16 protein-coding genes are annotated in these 20,500 nt (G+C 72.6%); 7 read left to right on the top strand and 9 right to left on the bottom strand.

The window, feature by feature from the left end; genetic code table 11:
* Window positions 1–108: 108 nt before the first annotated feature.
* A complete protein-coding gene (locus AOQ37_RS28460; RefSeq protein ID WP_062648247.1) occupies window positions 109–1,158 on the bottom strand; it encodes an esterase-like activity of phytase family protein in 1,050 nt (349 codons plus the stop codon).
* A gap of 57 nt (window positions 1,159–1,215) precedes the next feature.
* Window positions 1,216–2,067, bottom strand: coding sequence for a serine hydrolase (locus tag AOQ37_RS28455; protein WP_062648245.1), 852 nt, complete (start codon window positions 2,065–2,067; stop codon window positions 1,216–1,218).
* 146 nt (window positions 2,068–2,213) lie between these two features.
* Between AOQ37_RS28455 and AOQ37_RS28450 the strand changes: the two genes are divergently transcribed.
* From AOQ37_RS28450 to AOQ37_RS28440, 3 genes are all read left to right on the top strand, one after another.
* Window positions 2,214–4,505 (top strand): mannosyltransferase YkcB-related protein, encoded by a 2,292-nt coding sequence (locus AOQ37_RS28450; RefSeq protein WP_062648475.1) that lies wholly within the window; start codon window positions 2,214–2,216, stop codon window positions 4,503–4,505.
* Window positions 4,506–4,715: 210 nt separating this feature from the next.
* Window positions 4,716–5,519: an endonuclease I family protein gene (locus tag AOQ37_RS28445; protein WP_062648243.1), complete on the top strand. Its 804-nt coding sequence runs from the start codon at window positions 4,716–4,718 to the stop codon at window positions 5,517–5,519.
* Between the two features lie 315 nt (window positions 5,520–5,834).
* Window positions 5,835–6,185, top strand: a complete 351-nt coding sequence (locus tag AOQ37_RS28440; RefSeq protein ID WP_062648241.1) for a peptidase inhibitor family I36 protein — start codon at window positions 5,835–5,837, stop codon at window positions 6,183–6,185.
* A gap of 15 nt (window positions 6,186–6,200) precedes the next feature.
* On the opposite strand, the gene AOQ37_RS28435 is transcribed toward AOQ37_RS28440, so the two are convergent.
* From AOQ37_RS28435 to AOQ37_RS28420, 4 genes are all read right to left on the bottom strand, one after another.
* On the bottom strand, window positions 6,201–6,812 hold the full coding sequence (locus AOQ37_RS28435) for a DinB family protein (protein ID WP_062648238.1): 612 nt from the start codon (window positions 6,810–6,812) through the stop codon (window positions 6,201–6,203).
* A gap of 305 nt (window positions 6,813–7,117) precedes the next feature.
* Window positions 7,118–8,809 carry a thiamine pyrophosphate-binding protein gene (locus AOQ37_RS28430; protein ID WP_062648237.1) on the bottom strand — a complete coding sequence of 564 codons (1,692 nt, stop codon included), beginning with the start codon at window positions 8,807–8,809 and terminating at the stop codon, window positions 7,118–7,120.
* On the bottom strand, window positions 8,806–9,774 hold the full coding sequence (gene speB, locus AOQ37_RS28425; protein ID WP_062648473.1) for an agmatinase: 969 nt from the start codon (window positions 9,772–9,774) through the stop codon (window positions 8,806–8,808). Before speB ends, AOQ37_RS28430 begins: the two co-directional genes overlap by 4 nt.
* Before the next feature lie 68 nt (window positions 9,775–9,842).
* The gene (locus AOQ37_RS28420) at window positions 9,843–11,330 is read right to left on the bottom strand and encodes a sodium:solute symporter family protein (protein ID WP_062648233.1); all 1,488 of its coding nucleotides are present in this window, start codon (window positions 11,328–11,330) and stop codon (window positions 9,843–9,845) included.
* 119 nt (window positions 11,331–11,449) lie between these two features.
* Between AOQ37_RS28420 and AOQ37_RS28415 the strand changes: the two genes are divergently transcribed.
* On the top strand, window positions 11,450–12,907 hold the full coding sequence (locus AOQ37_RS28415) for a PucR family transcriptional regulator (RefSeq protein WP_199825095.1): 1,458 nt from the start codon (window positions 11,450–11,452) through the stop codon (window positions 12,905–12,907).
* Window positions 12,908–12,973: 66 nt separating this feature from the next.
* A complete protein-coding gene (locus tag AOQ37_RS28410; RefSeq protein ID WP_062648229.1) occupies window positions 12,974–13,765 on the top strand; it encodes a phosphatase in 792 nt (263 codons plus the stop codon).
* A gap of 113 nt (window positions 13,766–13,878) precedes the next feature.
* Here the strand turns inward: AOQ37_RS28410 and AOQ37_RS28405 are convergent, their stop codons facing one another.
* From AOQ37_RS28405 to AOQ37_RS28395, 3 genes are all read right to left on the bottom strand, one after another.
* Window positions 13,879–14,751 carry an acyl-CoA thioesterase gene (locus AOQ37_RS28405; RefSeq protein ID WP_062648227.1) on the bottom strand — a complete coding sequence of 291 codons (873 nt, stop codon included), beginning with the start codon at window positions 14,749–14,751 and terminating at the stop codon, window positions 13,879–13,881.
* 36 nt (window positions 14,752–14,787) lie between these two features.
* Entirely contained in the window at window positions 14,788–15,945 is a 1,158-nt protein-coding gene (locus tag AOQ37_RS28400; RefSeq protein WP_062648226.1) for an acyl-CoA dehydrogenase family protein, read from the bottom strand.
* A 180-nt stretch (window positions 15,946–16,125) separates the two neighbouring features.
* Window positions 16,126–16,719, bottom strand: a complete 594-nt coding sequence (locus AOQ37_RS28395; protein ID WP_062648224.1) for an SACE_7040 family transcriptional regulator — start codon at window positions 16,717–16,719, stop codon at window positions 16,126–16,128.
* Between the two features lie 96 nt (window positions 16,720–16,815).
* Here AOQ37_RS28395 and AOQ37_RS28390 point away from each other — a divergent pair, with 96 nt between their 5' ends.
* Both AOQ37_RS28390 and AOQ37_RS28385 read left to right on the top strand, forming a co-directional pair.
* Complete coding sequence (locus AOQ37_RS28390) at window positions 16,816–18,432, top strand: carboxyl transferase domain-containing protein (protein WP_062648222.1); 1,617 nt, start codon at window positions 16,816–16,818, stop codon at window positions 18,430–18,432.
* A 14-nt stretch (window positions 18,433–18,446) separates the two neighbouring features.
* Window positions 18,447–20,492, top strand: coding sequence for an acetyl/propionyl/methylcrotonyl-CoA carboxylase subunit alpha (locus tag AOQ37_RS28385; RefSeq protein WP_062648220.1), 2,046 nt, complete (start codon window positions 18,447–18,449; stop codon window positions 20,490–20,492).
* The last annotated feature ends 8 nt before the right edge of the window (window positions 20,493–20,500 follow it).

Here is a 20,500-nt window from a genome sequence, read left to right as displayed (position 1 = left end):
TCCGCCGGTCCAGGTCGTCCTGGTCTGCCGGAAGGCACCAACGCCACAGGAAGCGGATTTCATCCCTCCGCAACAATCGGGAGCACGGGCGGGGCGGGGCGGCCGCCGTCAGACGCGCACGCGCAGCCGGTAGAAGCGGGTGGTCTGTACCGCGTTCTGGTTGTCGTCGCTGACCAGGAGCACCTCCAGGCGGCCCTTGGCGCGGCCGGTGATCACCATGCCCTCGATGTTGTCGAGCAGCGGGTTCGGCTGGGGCTGCCGGGCGGTCGCTCCCTGTGACGGGCAGTCCACGAGGTCGGCGAGCAGCGTCTTGCGCACCGGCCGCACGCCGTCCTGGCCGGTCAGGCTCGCGACGCCGGAGGTGTCCGTGGCGCGGCGGGGGTCGGCCAGATAGAGGCGGACCGTGTTGCCGACGCCGCTGGTGAAGCCGCGCTCCAGGACGAGGAGCCGGCCGTCGGGCAGGGCCTGCACCTCGGGGACGCCCAGGCCGGAGTCGGTGCGGTAGGCGTACTGGGCGCCGAGCCCGAAGCGGTCGCCCCGGGTCCGGGTCCAGGTCTGGAAGCGGACGAGGCCCGCGCTGTCACCGGCGATCGCGTACTCCATCGAGGCGAGGAGGGTGCGTCCGCCGGGGAAGAGGGTCAGGCCCTCGAAGGTCTGGTTGGCGGTGGCGCGCCCGGCGGGGGCCACGAGCAGCGAGGAGGGGACCGGGAGACGGTCGAGGATCGTGCCGTCGTGGCCGTGGCGGCGGACGGACGGCTCGGTCTCGGAGGTGATCAGCCGGGTGCCGTCCCGGTCGACGGCCAGGCCCTCGCTGTCGAGCGCGGCGCCCTTCTCGTCGGCGAGCGGGACGACCGACCTCGGCGCGAGGGTCCTCGCGTCCAGGCCGAAGAGCGAGGAGCGGTCGGACAGGGCCGCGAGGGAGCCGTCCCGGTCCACGGCGAGCGCGGAGAAGTTGCCGACGAAGGTGCCGTCGAAGACCGTCTTGTCGAGGGCGTCGGAGAAGCCGTCGAGGGAGACGGCCGGTGAACAGGCCCTGCTCGTGGCCGTGTTCGGGGCCGGGTCGGTGCCCGGGCGGGCGTTCGCGGGCCCGGCGGCGGTGAGAGCGGTGGCCGCCGCCAGGCCGGCGGTGAGGGTGGCGAGTACGGTTCGCAGGCGCATGGCCGTCACCGTAGGCCGGGACGGTGACGTGCGGTGGGACACCGCGTGAAGGCTCGCTCAGGAGGCGGCCAGGTCCTTGTGGATGACCTTGGCGACGCCCTGAATGGTCGTGATGCCGTAGTTCATCGTGCTGTTGCCGTGGGTGAGGACGGTCATGACGTAGTCGTGGCCGCCCCCCTTGAAGGTGCCGACGCTGTGCACGCGCCAGCCGTAGGTGGCGCGCGACAGCCATCCGTTCTTGACATGCCAGCTGACCCCGGCCGGCCTCCCGTAGGGGGTGCCCCAGCGCTGCGCCGAGACGACCTGGCCCATCAGCGTGTTGACGTAGGCGCGCGAGGCGTCGGTCAGGACCGTGTTCTTGGCGGTGAGCAGCTTCAGCAGCTTCTGCTGGTCGGTGACGGTGATCTGGGTCAGCCCCCAGTAGCCGTTCGCGCCCGGCTTGGTCTGCGTCATCTTCGCGGCCGTCAGAAAGTTCTTGATCTTCGTCATCCCGAGCTGCTTCCACAGGGTGGTGGTGGAGGCGTTGTCGGACTTGGTGATCATGGCGGTGGCGAGGGTCTTCTCCCGGCTGGTCAGCGCCCGGCCGGTCTTCTGCGCGTCCCGGAGCAGCGCGGAGAGCACGGTGACCTTGACGACGCTGGCCGAGTCGAAGGCGGAGGAGGCACGCAGGGTGCAGGTGGTGTCGGTGGTGCGGTCGTAGAGGCCGACGGCGATCGTGCCCTTGCGGTTCGCCAGTGCGGCGGTGATGTCCTTCTTCAGCTTGGCCGCGAGGCCGGACCTGGCCGACGTACAGCTCACGGTGGGGGTGGCGGCCGAGGCGGGTGCGGCGGCCGCCACCCCGGCTATGAGGACGCCGGCGGTGAGGCCGGCGCCGAGCAGCCTTCTGCTTCTTCGTGTCCGGTGAGTCATGACCTGTTGACACACGAGTTCGCACGAAAGGTTGTACGCGTTGCGGGAAAGCCCGGGCAACGCGTCGCCCCCGCCCAGGCGTTCTCACAGGCGGCGGCCAGCTCGAGCACAGCGACCACCCACAACGGCCGTACAGCATGCGCAGGGTGACATCTGCCACCGATCCACTCCCCCACCCGACCGCGCCCTCCGCCGCCTCCCCGGACTGGGCCCCGCCGTCGACCTCCGGGACGGCCCCGGCGGCGCCCCCGCCGGACAGGGCGCCGCGCTGGTCGCTGCCCGCACTGCTGGCGATCATGGTCCTGGCCGGAGTGCTGTACTCCTGGAACCTGTCCGGGTCGAGCCTCAACAGCTTCTACAGCTCGGCGATATACAGCGGCACCCAGAGCTGGAAGGCCTGGTTCTTCGGCTCGCTGGACGCCGGGAACTTCATCACCGTCGACAAGCCGCCGTTCGCGCTCATGATCATGGGCCTGTCCTGCCGGATCCTCGGGTTCGGCACCTGGCAGATGATGGCGCCGGAGGTAGCCGCGGCGCTGGGCACGATCTGGATCCTGCACTCCTCCGTCAAGCGGGTCTTCGGACACGCGGCCGCCACCGTCGCGGCGCTCGTGCTCGCGCTGACGCCGATCACCGTCGCCATCAACCGCGACAACAACCCGGACACCGTCCTCGTCCTGCTGATGGTGGGCGGCGCGGCCCTCGCCCTGCGCGCCACGCGCGACGACCGGCTGCTGCCGCTGCTCGGCTCCGCGGTGTGCTTCGGGCTCGCCTTCAACACCAAGATGCTCCAGGGCTACATCGCCCTGCCCGCCGTCTTCGCCGTGTACCTGTACGCGTCGAGGCTCGGCTGGAGGAGGAAGGCCGTGAACCTGGCGCTGGCCGCCGTGGCCCTGGCCGTCGCGAGCTTCTGGTGGGCGACGGCCGTGTCCCTGGTGCCGGCCGACGACCGCCCCTACATCGGCGGTTCGACCGACGGCAGCGCCTGGGACCTGATCATGGGTTACAACGGCCTGGGCCGGGTCCTCGGCGGCGAGGGCAACGGCGGGGGCGGCGGGGGCGGCGGCAGCTTCGCCGGGACCGCGGGCATCGGCCGGATGTTCAACGACGTCCTCGGCGGCCAGATCTCGTGGCTGATCCCCTTCGCGGGCATCGCCCTCGTCGCCGGCCTGGTGCTGCGCGGCCGGGCCCCGCGCACCGACCTCACGCGCGCCGCGCTGGTGCTGTGGGGCGGCTGGCTGGTGCTGCACTACCTGACCTTCTCCATGGCCGAGGGCACCATGCACCCGTACTACACGACCGCGCTCGCCCCGGGCATCGCGGCGCTGTGCGGTGGCGGCGGGGTCATGCTCTGGCGCGCGCTGCGCGGCGGTGACGTCCGCTGGTCGTGGGTGCTCCCCGCGGGGCTCGCGGTCACCGGCGTCTGGGCGATCGTGCTGCTGCGCCGCGCCACCGGCTGGAACACCTGGCTGTGGCCGGTCGTCGGCGTGGTCATGGTCCTCGCGATCGCCGGCCTGTTCGTGCTGCGGTCCGCGAGTTCCGGCACCCGGGTCCGGCTGCTCGGCGCGTCCGTCGCCGCGGCGATCGTGGCGGCCCTCGCCGGTCCGACCGCGTACGCCGCCTCGCCGGCCTTCGGTTCGTCGAGCGGCATGATGGGCGGCACCAACCCGACCGCCGGCCCGTCCACCGGTGGCGGCATGGGCGGTCCCGGCGGTGGCCGGGGCGGCTTCGGCAGTGGTCCCGGCGGCCAGGCCCCCGGCGGCACGCAGCAGGGCGGCCGGGCGGGCGGCGAGTTCCCCGGCGGCGCCAACGGCGGCGCGCCGAGCGACGGCCAGGGCGGCCAACCGGGCGGTACGGACGGGGAGTTCCCGGGCGGCGCCCCGGCCGGCGGCGAGAGCGGCACGGCTCCCGGCGGCACCGGTGGCGGCCCCGGCGGTACGGGCGGTGGCGGCACGGGCGGTGGCGGCACGGGCGGCGCCGACAGCGAGCTGATCTCGTACCTGGAGAAGCACCAGGACGGCGCCACCTGGCTGATCGCGGTCTCCAACTCGCAGAGCGCGGGTCAGATGATCCTCAGCAGCGGCAAGCCCGTCATCTCCATGTGGGGCTTCACCGGCAGCGACCGGGCGATGACCCTCGCCAAGCTGAAGGAGCTGGTGAAGAACGGCGAGCTGCACTACATCCAGCTCGGCGGCGGCGGTATGGGCGGCAACAGCAGCCTGAACCAGGAGATCACCGCCTGGGTGCAGAAGAACGGCACCGCGGTGAAGGAGAGCGAGTACAGCTCGACGTCGAGCTCCGCGTCCGGCTCGACCTCCGCGTCCGGCTCGCAGACGGCCGGATCGGACAGCTCCGAGGAGGGCACCTCGGGCACGGACACCTCGGCGCAGAGCAGCCAGTCGACGATCTACCGGCTGGACGCCTCGGACGTGAACTGACCCGCGCGGCGCAACAGGACGGAACGGCCCCCGACTTGACGGTCGGGGGCCGTTCCGGCGTAAGAAAGCGCGTTCAACTCGCGTAGACAAGGGGCAATTTGCCGGTTCCCGTCATCCGATAGACATGTCAGATTCATTGCCTTGACCGCATGTGCATGTCACTCTCCCGATTGCCGCCTCCAATCAACCCGCGTAGATCGGACACCCCACATGCTGGCGACACGCATACGCCGATGGAAGTCGGTGGCCCTTGCCACCACTGCCGTCCTGGTCGGTCTCACCGCGCCCGCGCTCACCGCGACCCCCGCCGCGGCGACCACGACGGCCTACGACTCGACGTACTACAAGAACGCGGTCGGCAAGACGGGTACGAGCCTGAAGTCCTCGCTGCACACGATCATCAGCAGCCAGACGAAGATCTCGTACTCCGCGGTCTGGGACGCGCTGAAGGCCACCGACCAGGACCCGAACAACAGCAGCAACGTGATCCTGCTGTACAGCGGTGTCTCGCGAGCCAAGTCCCTCAACGGCGGTGACGTCGGCGACTGGAACCGCGAGCACACCTGGGCGAAGTCCCACGGCGACTTCGGCGAGGTGACCGGCCCCGGCACGGACCTGCACCACCTGCGTCCCGCGGACGTCCAGGTCAACAGCATCCGCGGCAACCTGGACTTCGACAACGGCGGCAGCGCGGTCACCAACGGCGGCGGCAGCACCGTGGACTCCGACTCCTTCGCGCCGCGCGCGGCGGACCGGGGCGACGTGGCCCGCATGATCCTCTACATGGCCGTGCGCTACGAGGGTGACGACGGCTTCGCCAACCTGGAGCCCAACGAGAAGGTCGGCAACGGCAGCAACCCCTACATGGGCAAGCTCTCCGTCCTCAAGGCGTGGAACGAGGCGGACCCGCCGAGCGCCTTCGAGGAGAAGCGCAACCAGGTCATCTACGACACCTACCAGCACAACCGCAACCCGTTCATCGACCACCCGGAGTGGGTCGAGGCGATCTGGTAGCACCCGAGCGTGACCCCGAAGGGCCGGACCCCGTTCACATCCGGGGGTCCGGCCCTTCCGGCAGGTCAGGCCCGGGACGCGCCGACCCCGGGCCGAGAAGGCGCACGCAGAGAAGCCGCACGCGGCGGCGGAAGCTGAAGCGGAGGCAGAGGCGGAGGCGGACGCGGAAGCGGCGGTGTGGTTGCCGTACTACTTCCCTCACACCGGTGAAGTCGATCTTCGTCCCGGGCATGTCGCCCGGCCCGGACGCAAGGGTGGGGGCACGCCCGGCCGATCCGCCGGAGCCGATCCCGACCGCCTCTCCCGGAGACCTCCATGAAGCTTCGCGCCTGGTCCTTCGCCGCCGCGCTCGCCCTGACCGCCCTCGCCCTGCCCGCGCAGAACGCCTCGGCGGCGGCCGCGCCGTCCTGTCCCGACGGCTCGATCTGTTTCTGGAGCGGCGAGAACTTCGGCGGCAGCAGCTGGGAGTGGACCGCCCGCAGCGGCTACCGCGACATGCCGCCCGCCCTCCACGACCACGTGGGGTCCTTCGTCTCCAGCACCCGCGCGTGCTTCATCAACTGGGGCCCGGTGGAGAAGCGCAACGTCTTCAACGCCGACTACCGCTCGCGCTACCTGGGCGACTTCGGCGGCCGGATCGACGCGGTGGGCCCCGGCGCCTGCTGAGCCCTCGGACACCCCCTAGCGCCCGCCCTCACCGCGGGGAGCGCCGTACCAGCGCCAGCGTGTGAGACGCGCGTGTCCCGGGAGTTCTCCCCGGCCGGTGGCCCACAGCAGGGTGGGCCACCGGCCGGTGCCGGACGGGGCGTCCGGGAAGAGCCTCGCCAGCACCCGGTCGCACAGGCCCGGGTCCGGCTCCCACCGCACACCGAGCCCCTCGGCGACGTCGTGCAGATGCACCAGCGTCTCGACGACCCCCATGGCGGCGAACCCCTCGGGATCGGCGGCCCCGAAGACGTGATGCGCCCTGACGCCCGCCGGTGACGTACGCACCATCGCGGTCAGCAGCGCCCCGCAGGCCTCCAGCACCCGCGCGAGTCCGGCCGCCCCGGCCGCCCGGTCCGCGAAGACGACGTTCGCCGGCGCACCGGGCCGCTGCGCGCGCCAGACGAAGGGCACCTCGGTGTCCGACGGTCCGCGCGGGCCCAGTTGGGCGGCGTAGGCGAACAGGTCGTCGGCGAGGTGCTCGACGGTCTCCCAGCAACTCCATTCCAGGGAACCGGCCTTGGCGTCCCAATCGGCCGCCTCGGCCCCGCGCAGGACGGCGACCGCCGACCGGACCGCCTCGCTCACGTCGTCGGCGGTGACGGGGCCTGGGCCTGGGCCGGGGCCTGGGCCGGGGCCTGGGCCGGGGCCGGGGCCGGAGCCTGGGCCGGGGCCGGGGCCGGAGCCTGGGCCGGAGCCTGGGCCTGGGCCGGGGCCTGGGCCGGAGCCTGGGCCGGGGCCGGGGCCGGAGCCTGGGCCGGGGCCGGAGCCTGGGCCGGGGCCGGAGCCTGGGCCGGGGCCGGAGCCGGGGCCTGGTGATCCGAGGGGTTCAGACATGGCCGGACCGTATCAACCCGACGATCACGCGACCGCCCGCGACCGCCCGCGACCGCCTAGGACGGGTCGAGGTGCGTGGGCGCGAACATCCGCAGCACCGCCGGGAGGAGGACCACCGAGGGGCCGGGGGTCGCGAGGGCCTTCGCCAGGTCCGCCGCCAGGGTCTCCGGGGACGTCCGCACTCCCGGTACCCCGAAGGACTCCGCCAGGGCCACGTAGTCCGGGCGGGTCAGTTCGGTGGCCGTCGGCTCGCCGAACGCGTCGGTCATGTACTCGCGCAGGATGCCGTAGCCGCCGTCGTCGACGATCAGCCAGGTCACGTCCAGGTCGTACTGCCGGGCCGTCGCCAGCTCCGCGATCGAGTACAGGGCGCCGCCGTCGCCCGACACCGCCAGCACCGGGCGGGTCGGGTCGGCCGCCGCCGCGCCCAGCGCCGCCGGGAAGCCGTAGCCCAGACCGCCCGCGCCCTGGGCCGAGTGCATGTGGTTGGGGCCCTTCGCGTCGAACGCCGACCAGGCCCAGTACGCGAGGATCGTCATGTCCCAGAAGGACGGCGAGTCGGCCGGCAGCGCCTTGCGGACCGCGGCCAGCACCTCCTGCTCCAGGGTGAGTTCCTGGGCGGCGATACGTTCGGTGACCTTCGCGAGGACCTCGCGGACGCGCTCGGCGGCCTCCGGGCGTGGCCGCTCCACCACCGTCTCGAGCAGCGCCTGGAGCGCCAGCCGCGCGTCCGCGTGGATGCCGAGGGCCGGATGGTTCGACTCCAGCTTCCCGAGGTCCGCCTCGATCTGGACGACCCGGCCCCGCGGCCTGAACGTGTGGTAGTTGGAGGACAGTTCGCCGAGTCCGGAGCCGACGACCAGGAGGACGTCCGCGTCCTCGAGGAAGTCCGTGGTGTGGCGGTCCTCGATCCAGGACTGGAGGGAGAGGGGGTGCGTCCAGGGGAAGGCGCCCTTGCCGCCGGGCGTGGTGACCACCGGGGCGCCCAGCAGCTCCGCGAGCTGCCTCAGCTTGCCCGAGGCGTCCGACCGTACTACTCCGCCGCCCGCGATGATCGCCGGACGGACCGCGTTCGACAGCAGGTCGGCCGCCACCGCCGTCAGTTCGGGGCGCGGCGGCAGTTCCTCGGGGAAGGCGTCGCCGCCGGTGACCACCGGGATCCGCGTCCCCGCGAGCAGCACGTCCTGGGGGATCTCCACCCAGACCGGTCCGTGCGGCACGCTCAGCGCGGACTTCCAGGCCGCCTCGATCGCGGACGGGATCTGTGACTGGGTGCGGACGGTGTGGACCGACTTCACCACTCCGCGGAACGAGGCCGCCTGGTCGGGGAGTTCGTGCAGATAGCCGTGCCGGCCGCCGCCCAGGCCGGCCGTCGGTACCTGGCTGCTGATCGCCAGCACCGGTGCCGAGGCGGCGGCCGCCTCCTGGAGCGCCGCGAGCGAGGTCAGCGCGCCCGGACCGGTCGACAGCAGCAGCGGCGCCGCCTCGCCGGTGATCCGGCCGTACGCGTCCGCCGCGAACCCCGCGTTGTTCTCCACCCGCAGGCCGATGTAGCGCAGGGAGGAACGGCGCAGCGCGTCGAACATGCCGAGCGCGTGCTGGCCGGGCAGGCCGAAGACGGTGGTCGCGCCGAGCCCGGCCAGGGTCTCCACGACCAGGTCTCCGCCGTTGCGTCCGGCGGGAGGGTTCAGAGCAGCGGCGGTCTGCGCCTCCGTCGGGCGGAGCACCAGGTCGTGGTCGTGAGTCACTTCGCGCGAGCCTCGGCAATCTGTCGGGACATGATCGTGGTGAGTTCGTACGCCGTGTGGGACGCGGCCACCGACGTGATCTCCGCGTGATCGTACGCGGGGGCCACCTCGACGACGTCCGCCGAGACCAGGTTGCACGAGGCCAGGCCGCGCAGGATCTCCAGGAGCTCGCGCGAGGTCATGCCGCCCGCCTCCGGGGTGCCGGTGCCGGGGGCGTGCGCCGGGTCGAGGCAGTCGATGTCGATGGAGATGTAGAGGGGGCGGTCGCCGATGCGCTGCCGCAGCTGGTCGGCGACCTCGTCGGCGCCGCGCCGGTACACGTCCGCCGAGGTGACGATGCCGAAGCCGAGCTTCTCGTCGTCGGTGAGGTCCTGCTTGCCGTAGAGCGGGCCGCGGGTGCCGACGTGGGAGAGGGCCTCGGTGTCGAGGATGCCCTCCTCCACGGCCCGGCGGAACGGCGTGCCGTGGGTGTACTCCGCGCCGAAGTAGGTGTCCCAGGTGTCGAGGTGGGCGTCGAAGTGGAGCAGGGCCACCGGGCCGTGCTTCTTGGCGACCGAGCGCAGCAGCGGCAGCGCGATGGTGTGGTCGCCGCCCAGGGTCATCAGGCGGGCGCCGGTGCCGAGCAGGTCGTCGGCCGCCGCCTCGATCGTCTCCACGGCCTCGTGGATGTTGAACGGGTTCGCCGCGATGTCGCCGGCGTCCGCGACCTGCGCGAGGGCGAACGGGGAGGCGTCCTGCGCCGGGTTGTAGGGGCGCAGCAGCCGGGAGGCCTCGCGGATCGCGTTGCCGCCGAAGCGGGCGCCCGGCCGGTACGAGACACCCGAGTCGAACGGCACGCCCACCACGGCGACGTCGGCGCGGCCGACCTCGTCGAGGCGGGGCAGCCGGGCGAAGGTCGCGGGACCGGCGTACCGCGGGATGCGGGAGGAGTCGACGGGGCCGCGGGGCGTCTCGTTGCCGCTCATGGTCACATACTCTCTTTCTTACGCTTCGTCGCGTATGTACTACTTCTCGTACGACTCTACTGGGACGGTTACCGGGGCAGCGGGACAGGGGAGGCGCCGGCCGTCGCGGGGGTCCGTCCGGCCAGGCGCTCGCGCCAGGCGGCCAGTACGGCGGGGTCGGTGGCCGGGGTCGCGAGGGAGACGGCGAGGTAGGCGGCCAGGGAGGCGAGGAGGCCGTAGTAGACCGGCTCGTTGGCGAGGATGCCGTAGCCGGCCATCAGTCCGATCACCGCGACACCGCCGACCACGACGGAGGCGAGGGCGCCCTGGACCGTGCCGCGCTTCCAGAGCAGCCCGCCGAGGATGGGGACCAGCAGTCCGCCGACGAGCAGGTTGTAGGCCACCGTCAGCGCCTCGACGACGTCGTTCAGGACGATCGCCGTGACGATCACCGCGACGCCCATGACGAGGATGAACAGGCGGTTGCCCCGCACCTCGTCGCGCTCCTCGCCGCCCGGGCCCCCGCCGGGGCTCGCGTCGGCGCTCACCGCGCCCCGCAGCCGCGACCAGATGTCGTTGTTGGCGACGGTCGCGCAGGCGATCAGCGCGCCCGACGAGGTCGACATCACCGCGGCGAGCGCGGCGGCCAGCACCAGTCCCCGCACGCCGACCGGGAGTTCGTCCTTGACGATCGTCGCGAAGGCCGCGTCCGCGGAGGAGAGGTCGGGGTAGAGCACCTTGGCCGCGGTGCCGATGACGGCGCCGGCGAGGGCGTACACCAGACAGTAGGTGCCCGCCACCGTGCCGCCCCACTTCGCCGTCCGGTCGCCGCGGGCGGTGAACACGCGCTGCCAGATGTCCTGGCCGATGAGCATGCCGAAGGTGTAGATGAGCACGTAGGTGAAGATCGTCTCGCCGCCGATGCCCAGCGGGTCGAAGTACCCGGTCGGCAGCTTCGCCTTCATCTCGCCGAAGCCGCCCGCCTTGACGACCGCGATCGGCAGCAGCAGCAGGAGCACGCCGATCGTCTTCACCACGAACTGCACCATGTCGGTGAGGGTGATCGACCACATGCCGCCGAGCGTCGAGTACGCGACGACGATCGAACCGCCGAGGACGATCGCGACGGTCCTGTTCATGTCGAAGAGGACGTCGAAGATGGTGGCGTACGCGATGGTCGACGTGACGGCGAGCATCAGCGTGTACGCCCACATGACCACGCCGGAGATGACGCCGGCCCGGCCGCCGTAGCGCAGGTCCAGCATCTCGGAGACCGTGTAGACCTTGAGGCGGGCGATCCGGGCCGAGAAGAAGACGGAGAGGGCGAGCAGGCCCAGGCCGATGGTGAACACCATCCACGCGCCGGACAGCCCGTACTGGTACCCCAGTCCCACGCCGCCGATGGTGGACGCGCCGCCGAGGACGATCGCCGCCATGGTGCCGGAGTACATGGCGGGCCCGAGGCGGCGCCCCGCGACGAGGAACTCGCTCTTCGAGCGGGCGCGGCGCATGCCCCACCAGCCCATGGCCAGCATGCCGGCCAGGTAGACGACGATCACGGTGTAGTCGACGGCCATGGGGCCCACCCTTCTCGATGGCTGAGGTGGTTCGGGAGTTGACCCTAGGTGGCCGAAAAGTGCCGTGGAAGTGTACGTTTCATCCACTAGATCCGCGCCCAGTGGAGGGAACGTCCATAGTGCCGGAGCCCGCCGTGCCTCCCACCCCGCCGGTCCCGCTCACCGCCCTGCTGGCCCGTGAGGACCTCGCCCTGCGGCAGATCGCGGGGCCGCCCGCGCCCGGCGTCGTGCTGCACGCGGCCCACACCTCGGAGATGGCCGACCCGTACCCGTATCTGCTGGGCGGCGAGCTGCTGCTGACGGCCGGCGTGCACATCCCGGAGGCGGCCGGGTCGGGCACGTACTTCGACGACTACGTCTCGCGGATCGTCGCCGCGGGCGGCGCGGCGCTCGGGTTCGGGGTCGCGCCGGTGCACGACACCGTGCCGAGAGCGCTGGTCGCCGCCTGCGAGGCGTACGGACTGCCGCTGGTGGAGGTACCCCGGCAGACGACGTTCTCGGCCGTGGCCCGCGCGGTCTGGCAGCTGATGGAACGGGCCCGCACCGCCGAGCTGCGCCGGGTGACGGAGGCCCAGCAGAGCCTCGCGGCCGCCGCCTCCCGGCCGGACCCGGTGCCGTCCGTCCTGCGACAGCTCGCCCAGCGGGTCGGCGGGCGCGCGGTGCTCTACGGGCCGGAGGGCACGGAGATCGCGGCGGCGGGGCAGACGTCCGCGGACGCCCCGCTCGCCGGGCTCGCCCGTCTCCTGCTCTCCCGCGCCTCCGCCACCGCCAGCGACACCACCCCCGACGGGACCCACCTGGCCGCCTACACGCTCGGGGCAGGCCGCGGCTTCGTGCTCGGGGTGGCGGCGCCCCGGCGCGACCCCGGGGACCACACCATCGCCTCCGTCGCCGCCGTCCTGCTCTCGCTGCTCACCGGCGAACACCAGAGCGGCTCGGGAGCGGCGCGCTCGTCGGCGCTCGTACGGCTGCTGCTGGGGGCCGCGCCCGCCGAGGTGGCCCCGCTGCTGGGGGGCGAGCGGTGGCTCGTCGTGCACGCCCGGCCGGACGAGCGGGCCCCCGGTCCGGTGGCGGCCTCCGCGCTCGGCGCCGGCCTCGGCTCACCGCTGGTCGACCTCGGCCGCGACGTCGTACGGGTCGTCCTCCCGGCCGACCGCGCCCCCGGTCCCCAGCCGGGCTGGACCCTCGGCGTCAGCGCGGCGGCGGCCCCCGCCGACTGGCCGGCCGCCGACGCGCAGGCGGCCCGCGCGCTGGCCCGGGCGCGCGCGACCCGCTCGGCGCTCGTGCGGCACGGCTCCGGGGGCGGCCTGCGGGACCTGGTGCCCGACGAGGAGGCGCGGGCCCACGCCCGGGCGCTCCTCGCCCCGATCGAGGCCGGTAGCGCGAGCGCCGCGCTCCTCGAGACCCTGCGCACGTGGCTCTCGCTGCACGGCAGCTGGGACCGTACGGCGGTGGCGCTGGCCGTGCACCGCAACACCGTGCGGCAGCGGATCGCCCGCTGCGCCGCCCTGTTGGGGACGGACCTGGACGACCCGGACGTGCGGATGGAGCTGTGGTTCTCCCTGAAACAACACTGAGTGACGCGTGTCCCAGCGTCCGGAACAGCGCAGACGCGCACAGCCCGCTGCCTCACAATGGAAACCATGCCGATACCCGGGACGCCCAGCCGCGCCGAACTCGTCGACCACCTCGTCAGAACCCGTATCGCCGGGGACGTCGCCACGCCCCGCGAGAACAACCTCTCCCACTACCGCCAGCTCGCGAACGGTGTCCGCAACTTCTGGCTCGGTCTGGAACTCGGTGACCGCTGGACCGACGAGCAGGACGTGCTCGCGGTGATGGCGGAGCGGGTCGGGGTGAACGACGATCCCGAGTACCGCTACGGCCAGGACACCATCGACCCCGAGCTGACGGTCGACGGCCTGGACCGGCTCGCGGCCCGGCTGCGCAAGGCGGCCGAGGGACAGCAGCGGGTCCTCTTCGCCACCGGGCACCCGGGTGGTCTCCTCGACGTGCACCGCGCGACCGCCGCCGCCCTGCGCGCGGCCGGCTGCGACATCGTCGTCATCCCGGAGGGCCTCCAGACGGACGAGGGGTACGTCTGGCAGCTGGCCGACGTGGCGGTCCTCGAACACGGCGCCACGCTCTGGCACACCCACTCGGGCGAGCCGATGAAGGCCATCCTCACCGCGCTCGAGCGCGAGGGCCTGCCGCTGCCCGACCTGGTCGTCGCCGACCACGGCTGGGCGGGCTACGCCGGACAGCACGGGGTCGACTCGGTGGGTTACGCCGACTGCAACGACCCGGCGCTGTTCATCGCCGAGTCGGAGGGCACCGTCCAGGTGGCGGTTCCCCTCGACGACCACGTCGTCAGCCCGCGTCACTACGACGTGATGACGGCGTATCTGCTGGCCGCGGCGGGACTGACCGAGTAACCGAGCAGGAGAGGGCGGACGCGCGGGAGACGTCCCTCCCGGTCCCCCGCAAGGGACATCCCTCCCCGTCGCCCGGCGAGAGGCGCCGCACACCCGGGTGCGGCGCCGGGTGGTCAGCCGCCGCGGGGGGCGCGGACCACGCCCTCCTGGATCACGGAGACGGCGAGCCGCCCGTCCTGGGTGTAGATGCGGGCCTGTCCGAGGCCCCGGCCGCCGTGCGCGGACGGCGACTCCTGGTCGTAGAGGAGCCACTCGTCGGCGCGGAACGGGCGGTGGAACCACATCGCGTGGTCCAGGGACGCCCCCACCACGTCACCGACCGCCCAGCCGCCGCGCCCGTGCGCGAGGAGGACCGAGTCGAGGAGCGTCATGTCGGAGACGTACGTGGCGAGGACGACGTGCAGCAGCGGGTCGTCGGCCAGCTTGCCGTTGGCCCGGAACCAGACCTGGGAGTGCGGTTCGCGCGGCTCCCCGTACCGGCCGAAGGGCGGCTCGTCGACATAGCGCAGGTCGACGGCCTCCCGGGCCTCCAGGAACCGCTCGACGACCTCGGGGTCGAGGTGCGCGTAGCCGCGCAGCCGTTCCTCCGAGGTGGGCAGCGTGGCCGGGTCCGGGGCGGGCGGCATGGGCGTCTGGTGGTCGAAGCCCTCCTCGTACCGCTGGAAGGAGGCGGACAGCGCGAAGATCGGCTGTCCGTGCTGGACGGCGACGACGCGGCGCGCGCTGAAGGACCGCCCGTCGTTCATCCGGTCGACCGTGTAGACGATGGGCGCGCCGGGGTCGCCCATCCGCAGGAAGTACGCGTGCAGGGAATGGGCGAGACGGTCCTCGGGGACCGTCCGTCCGGCGGCGACCAGCGCCTGCGCCGCGACCTGTCCGCCGAAGACGCGCGGGACGACGGCGGAGCGGGACCGGCCGCGGAAGATGTCCTCCTCGATCTGCTCGAGGTCGAGCAGATCGAGGAGGTCCTGAAGTGCCTGGCTCATGGCATCTAGTTGTAGCGGCCCGTAATTGCGGGCTGCTTACAGACCCATGTCCTTCGCGATGATCGTCTTCATGATCTCGCTGGTGCCGCCGTAGATACGGTTGACGCGGTTGTCCGCGTACAGGCGGGCGATCGGGTACTCGTTCATGAAGCCGTAGCCGCCGTGCAGCTGGAGGCAGCGGTCGATCACCCGGTGGGCGACCTCGGTGCAGAACAGCTTGGCGCTGGCGGCCTCGGCCGGGGTCAGCTCGCCCGCGTCCAGAGCCTCCGTGGCGCGGTCGGCGACGGCCTCGGCCGCGTCCACCTCGGCCTGGCAGGCGGCCAGCTCGAACTTGGTGTTCTGGAAGTGCGCGACCGGCTTGCCGAAGACCACGCGCTCCTGCACGTACTGCTTGGCGAACCGGACGGCGGCCTTGGCCTGCGCGTACGCGCCGTAGGCGATGCCCCAGCGCTCGGAGGCGAGGTTGTGGCCGAGGTAGTAGAAGCCCTTGTTCTCCTCGCCGAGCAGGTCCTCGACGGGCACCTTGACATCGACGAACGCCAGCTCGGCGGTGTCGGAGGTCTTCAGGCCGAGCTTGTCCAGCTTGCGGCCGATCGAGTAGCCCTCGGCCTTGGTGTCCACCACGAAGAGGGAGATGCCGTGGCGGCGGTCCTCGGCGGTGGGCGGGGCGGTACGGGCGCAGACGATCATGCGGTCGGCGTGCACGCCACCGGTGATGAAGGTCTTGGAGCCGTTGAGGACGTAGTGCGTGCCGTCCTCGGAGAGCTTGGCGGTGCTCTTCATGCCTGCGAGGTCGGAGCCGGTGCCCGGCTCGGTCATCGCGATCGCCCACATCTCCTCGCCGGAGACGAACTTCGGCAGGTAACGCTTCTTCTGCTCGTCGTCGGCGAGCAGCTTGATGTAGGGCAGTCCGAGCAGCACGTGCACGCCGGAGCCGCCGAAGGAGACGCCCGCGCGGGCGGTCTCCTCGTACAGCACGGCCTCGAACTTGTACGAGTCGATGCCGGCGCCGCCGTACTCCTCGTCGACGCGGATACCGAAGACGCCGAGCTCGGCGAGCTTGTAGTAGAAGTCGCGCGGCGCCTGGCCGGCCGCGAACCACTCGTCGTAGACGGGGACGACCTCGGCCTCGATGAAGGCCCGGAGGGTCTCCCGGAACGCCTCGTGGTCCTCGTTGAACACCGTACGGCGCACCGCCGGCCCCTCTCTGCGCCTCAGCCGGCGCCGCTCTCGCGGGTGTGGTCGCTCGCCGTCGGGGGTACGCGATGCGTCCTTGCGGCAGGGCCGCGGGATCCGATGGCTAAGCGCTTGCTCAGAGAACAACCGTACCGGCGAGTACGAAGAGCGTCCAGGGTGGGGCGGGGGTAACGCTCGTCACTCCACGGCCGCGGCGAAGGCCCCCCTGGCCATCCGGTGCAGCAGCTCCGCCGTGGTCGCGCGGCCCGGGAGGGAACCCGGTCGGCCGAGGTGCGGGGTGGAGTTCAGCAGACCGAAGACGGAGTGCACCGCCGAGCGGGCGGTCGGCTCGGCGAGGCCCGGATACACGGCACGCAGGGCCTCCACCCACAGCTCGACGTACTGCCGCTGGAGCTGGCGGACCAGCTTGCGGTCACTGTCCCGCAGGCGGTCCAGCTCACGGTCGTGCAGGGTGATCAGGGGACGGTCGTCGAGGGCGAAGTCGATGTGGCCCTCGACGAGCGAGTCCAGGAACGCCTCGGGCGACACGCCGTCGGCCTCCGCCAGGCGCCGCTTGGCACCGGTCAGCAGCCGGCCGCTGATGCCGACCAGCAGTTCGGCGAGCATCGCGTCCTTGCCCGGGAAGTGCCGGTAGAGCCCCGGCCCGCTGATGCCGACGGCGGCGCCTATCTCGTCCACCCCCACACCGTGGAACCCGCGCTCGGCGAACAGCCGCGCGGCCTCCCTGAGGATCTGATCGCGACGGGTGGGGGCGTCGGTTCTGGTGGCCATGAGGACGATTCTAGACAGGGAGGTTAGCGGTCGTTAACCTGATGGAAATGGTTAACGCTCATTAACAGGCGATCACTGGGTGAGGGGACCGCGAGGATGGAGCAGGCACCGGAGCTGACGAGCGCGGCGGATCCCGCGTCGGAGGCCTGGCGGGCCAACGAGGCGGCACACCGCGCTCTCGTCGACGAACTGCGCGGCAAGCTGGCCGCGGCCCGGCTGGGAGGTGGGGAGAAGGCGAGGGCGCGCCATACCGCGCGCGGGAAGCTGTTGCCCCGGGACCGGGTCGACACCCTGCTGGACCCGGGGTCGCCCTTCCTGGAGCTCGCCCCCCTCGCCGCCGACGGCATGTACGAGGGACAGGCCCCGGCGGCCGGGGTCATCGCCGGGATCGGGCGGGTCGGCGGGCGCACATGCGTGATCGTCGCCAACGACGCCACCGTCAAGGGCGGCACGTACTACCCGATGACGGTGAAGAAGCATCTGCGGGCCCAGGAGGTCGCCCTCGAGAACCGCCTGCCCTGTCTGTATCTCGTGGACTCGGGCGGCGCCTTCCTGCCCATGCAGGACGAGGTGTTCCCGGACCGGGAGCACTTCGGGCGGATCTTCTACAACCAGGCCCGGATGTCCGGGGCCGGGATCCCGCAGATCGCGGCGGTCCTCGGCTCGTGCACGGCCGGCGGGGCCTATGTCCCGGCCATGAGCGACGAGGCCGTCATCGTCCGCGGCCAGGGCACGATCTTCCTGGGCGGGCCGCCGCTGGTGAAGGCCGCCACCGGCGAGGTCGTCACCGCCGAGGAGCTGGGCGGCGGCGAGGTGCACGCGCGGGTGTCCGGCGTGACCGACCACCTCGCGCAGGACGACGCGCACGCGCTGCGCATCGTCCGGAACATCGTCGGGACCCTCCCCGCGCGCGGGCCGCTGCCCTGGGAGGTCAAGCCGTCCGTCGAGCCCAAGGTCGACCCCTACGGGCTGTACGGCGCGGTGCCCGTCGACTCCCGCACCCCCTACGACGCGCGTGAGGTCATCGCGCGCGTGGTCGACGGTTCCCGCTTCGCGGAGTTCAAGTCCGAGTTCGGGCAGACCCTGGTCACCGGTTTCGCCCGGATCCACGGCCACCCCGTCGGCATCGTCGCCAACAACGGCATCCTGTTCTCCGAGTCCGCCCAGAAGGGCGCCCACTTCATCGAGCTGTGCGACCAGCGCGGGATCCCCCTGGTGTTCCTCCAGAACATCTCCGGCTTCATGGTCGGCCGGGACTACGAGGCCGGCGGCATCGCCAAGCACGGCGCCAAGATGGTGACGGCCGTGGCGTGCACCCGGGTGCCGAAGCTGACGGTCGTCGTCGGCGGGTCGTACGGCGCCGGGAACTACTCCATGTGCGGCCGGGCCTACTCGCCCCGCTTCCTGTGGATGTGGCCGGGCGCCAAGATCTCCGTCATGGGCGGCGAGCAGGCCGCCTCGGTCCTCGCGACCGTCAAGCGGGACCAGCTCGAGGCGCGCGGCCAGGAGTGGCTCGCGGACGAGGAAGAGGCCTTCAAGGCCCCGGTCCGGCAGCAGTACGAGCGCCAGGGCAACGCCTACTACGCCACCGCCCGGCTCTGGGACGACGGAGTCATCGACCCGCTGGAGACCCGGCAGGTACTGGGCCTCGCCCTGACCGCCTGTGCCCATGCGCCGCTGGGTGACCCCCAGTTCGGCGTCTTCCGGATGTGAGGAGGGGAGCATTCATGTTCGACACCGTGCTTGTGGCCAACCGGGGCGAGATCGCCGTCCGCGTCATCCGCACCCTGCGCGCGCTGGGCGTGCGCTCCGTCGCCGTCTTCTCCGACGCCGACGCGGACGCCCGGCACGTCCGGGAGGCGGACACGGCCGTACGCATCGGTCCGCCGCCGGCGGCCGAGAGCTATCTGTCGGTGGAGCGGCTGCTGGCGGCCGCCGCCCGCACCGGCGCCCAGGCGGTCCACCCGGGATACGGCTTCCTCGCGGAGAACGCCGGCTTCGCCCGCGCGTGCGCCGACGCCGGGCTGGTCTTCATCGGACCGTCCGCGGACGCCATCTCCCTGATGGGCGACAAGATCCGCGCCAAGGAGACCGTGCAGAAGGCCGGCGTGCCGGTCGTCCCCGGGTCGAGCGGCAGCTCGCTCTCCGACGCCGAGCTCGCCGACGCGGCCCGCGAGATCGGCGCGCCCGTGCTGCTCAAGCCGTCGGCCGGCGGCGGCGGCAAGGGCATGCGCCTGGTGCGGGACCTTTCCGGGCTGGACGAGGAGATCGCCGCCGCCCGCCGCGAGGCCCGCGCCTCCTTCGGCGACGACACGCTGCTCGTCGAGCGGTGGGTGGACCGGCCCCGGCACATCGAGATCCAGGTGCTGGCCGACGCCCACGGGAACGTGGTGCACCTGGGCGAGCGCGAGTGCTCCCTCCAGCGCCGGCACCAGAAGATCGTCGAGGAGGCGCCCTCGGTCCTGCTGGACGAGAGGACCCGCGCGGCGATGGGCGAGGCGGCGGTCCAGGCGGCCCGCTCGTGCGGGTACCGGGGCGCGGGCACGGTGGAGTTCATCGTGCCGGGCAACGACCCGTCCTCGTACTACTTCATGGAGATGAACACCCGCCTCCAGGTGGAGCACCCGGTCACCGAGCTGGTCACCGGCATGGACCTGGTGGAGTGGCAGCTGCGGGTGGCGGCCGGCGAGCCCCTCTCCTTCGGCCAGGAGGACGTCCGGCTGACCGGGCACGCGGTCGAGGCGCGGATCTGCGCCGAGGACCCCGCGCGCGGCTTCCTGCCCTCCGGCGGGACGGTGCTCCGGCTGCGCGAACCCCAGGGCGACGGCGTACGCACCGACTCCGGGCTGAGCGAGGGCACCGAGGTCGGCAGCCTCTACGACCCGATGCTGTCCAAGGTGATCGCCTACGGGCCGGACCGGGCGACCGCGCTGCGCAAGCTCCGGGCGGCCCTCGCGGAGACGGTCACGCTGGGCGTGCAGACCAACGCCGGGTTCCTGCGCCGGCTGCTGGCCCATCCGGCGGTGGTGGCCGGCGACCTGGACACCGGCCTGGTGGAACGGGAGGCGGCGACGCTCGTCCCGTCCGGCGTGCCGCAGGACGTGTACGCCGCGGCGGCGCTGCTGCGCCAGGCCGCGCTCTCCCCCGCCCCCGGCACGGGCTGGGTGGACCCCTTCGCCGCGGCGGACGGCTGGCGGCTGGGCGGCGAGCCCGCCTGGACGGCACACCACCTGCACGTGCCGGGACACGACCCGGTGACCGTCCGGGTGCGCGGCACCGGGGACGGCACGGCACAGGTGCTGCCGGCCGGTGCGGACACCCCGGTCGAGGGCGCCGCGGGCCCGCTCCCGGCGCCGGGCGGGGATGCCCGGTTCGCCTGCCGGCTCGACGGCGTCACCCGGTCCTTCGCCGCGCTGGCGGACGGCAGCTGGCTCGGCCGGGACGGCGACGCCTGGAACGTGCGCGATCACGACCCGGTCGCCGACTCCCTCTCCCGGGGGGCGCACGCGGGCGCCGACTCGCTCACCGCGCCCATGCCCGGCACGGTCACGGTGGTCAAGGTCGCCGTCGGCGACGAGGTCACCGCGGGCCAGAGCCTGCTCGTCGTCGAGGCGATGAAGATGGAGCACGTCATCTCCGCCCCGCACGCCGGCACGGTCGCCGAACTGGACGTGACGCCGGGCACGACGGTCGCCATGGACCAGGTGCTCGCCGTCATCGCCCCGGCGGAGACAGCGCCGGAGGAACCGGCGAAGGCACAGGAGGACCAGTGACACTTCCC

The sequence above is a fragment of the Streptomyces maremycinicus genome (assembly GCF_001184025.1).
Classification (GTDB): Bacteria; Actinomycetota; Actinomycetes; order Streptomycetales; family Streptomycetaceae; genus Streptomyces; species Streptomyces maremycinicus.
This window is presented reverse-complemented; position numbering and strand designations above follow the sequence as displayed.

Coding starts and splice junctions, on each gene's coding strand:
- AOQ37_RS28460 (WP_062648247.1), bottom strand. CDS start 1,158: ATGCGCCTGCGAACCGTACTCGCCACCCTCACCGCCGGCCTGGCGGCG.
- AOQ37_RS28455 (WP_062648245.1), bottom strand. CDS start 2,067: ATGACTCACCGGACACGAAGAAGCAGAAGGCTGCTCGGCGCCGGCCTC.
- AOQ37_RS28445 (WP_062648243.1), top strand. CDS start 4,716: ATGCTGGCGACACGCATACGCCGATGGAAGTCGGTGGCCCTTGCCACC.
- AOQ37_RS28440 (WP_062648241.1), top strand. CDS start 5,835: ATGAAGCTTCGCGCCTGGTCCTTCGCCGCCGCGCTCGCCCTGACCGCC.
- speB (WP_062648473.1), bottom strand. CDS start 9,774: ATGAGCGGCAACGAGACGCCCCGCGGCCCCGTCGACTCCTCCCGCATC.
- AOQ37_RS28420 (WP_062648233.1), bottom strand. CDS start 11,330: ATGGCCGTCGACTACACCGTGATCGTCGTCTACCTGGCCGGCATGCTG.
- AOQ37_RS28410 (WP_062648229.1), top strand. CDS start 12,974: ATGCCGATACCCGGGACGCCCAGCCGCGCCGAACTCGTCGACCACCTC.
- AOQ37_RS28405 (WP_062648227.1), bottom strand. CDS start 14,751: ATGAGCCAGGCACTTCAGGACCTCCTCGATCTGCTCGACCTCGAGCAG.
- AOQ37_RS28395 (WP_062648224.1), bottom strand. CDS start 16,719: ATGGCCACCAGAACCGACGCCCCCACCCGTCGCGATCAGATCCTCAGG.
- AOQ37_RS28390 (WP_062648222.1), top strand. CDS start 16,816: ATGGAGCAGGCACCGGAGCTGACGAGCGCGGCGGATCCCGCGTCGGAG.
- AOQ37_RS28385 (WP_062648220.1), top strand. CDS start 18,447: ATGTTCGACACCGTGCTTGTGGCCAACCGGGGCGAGATCGCCGTCCGC.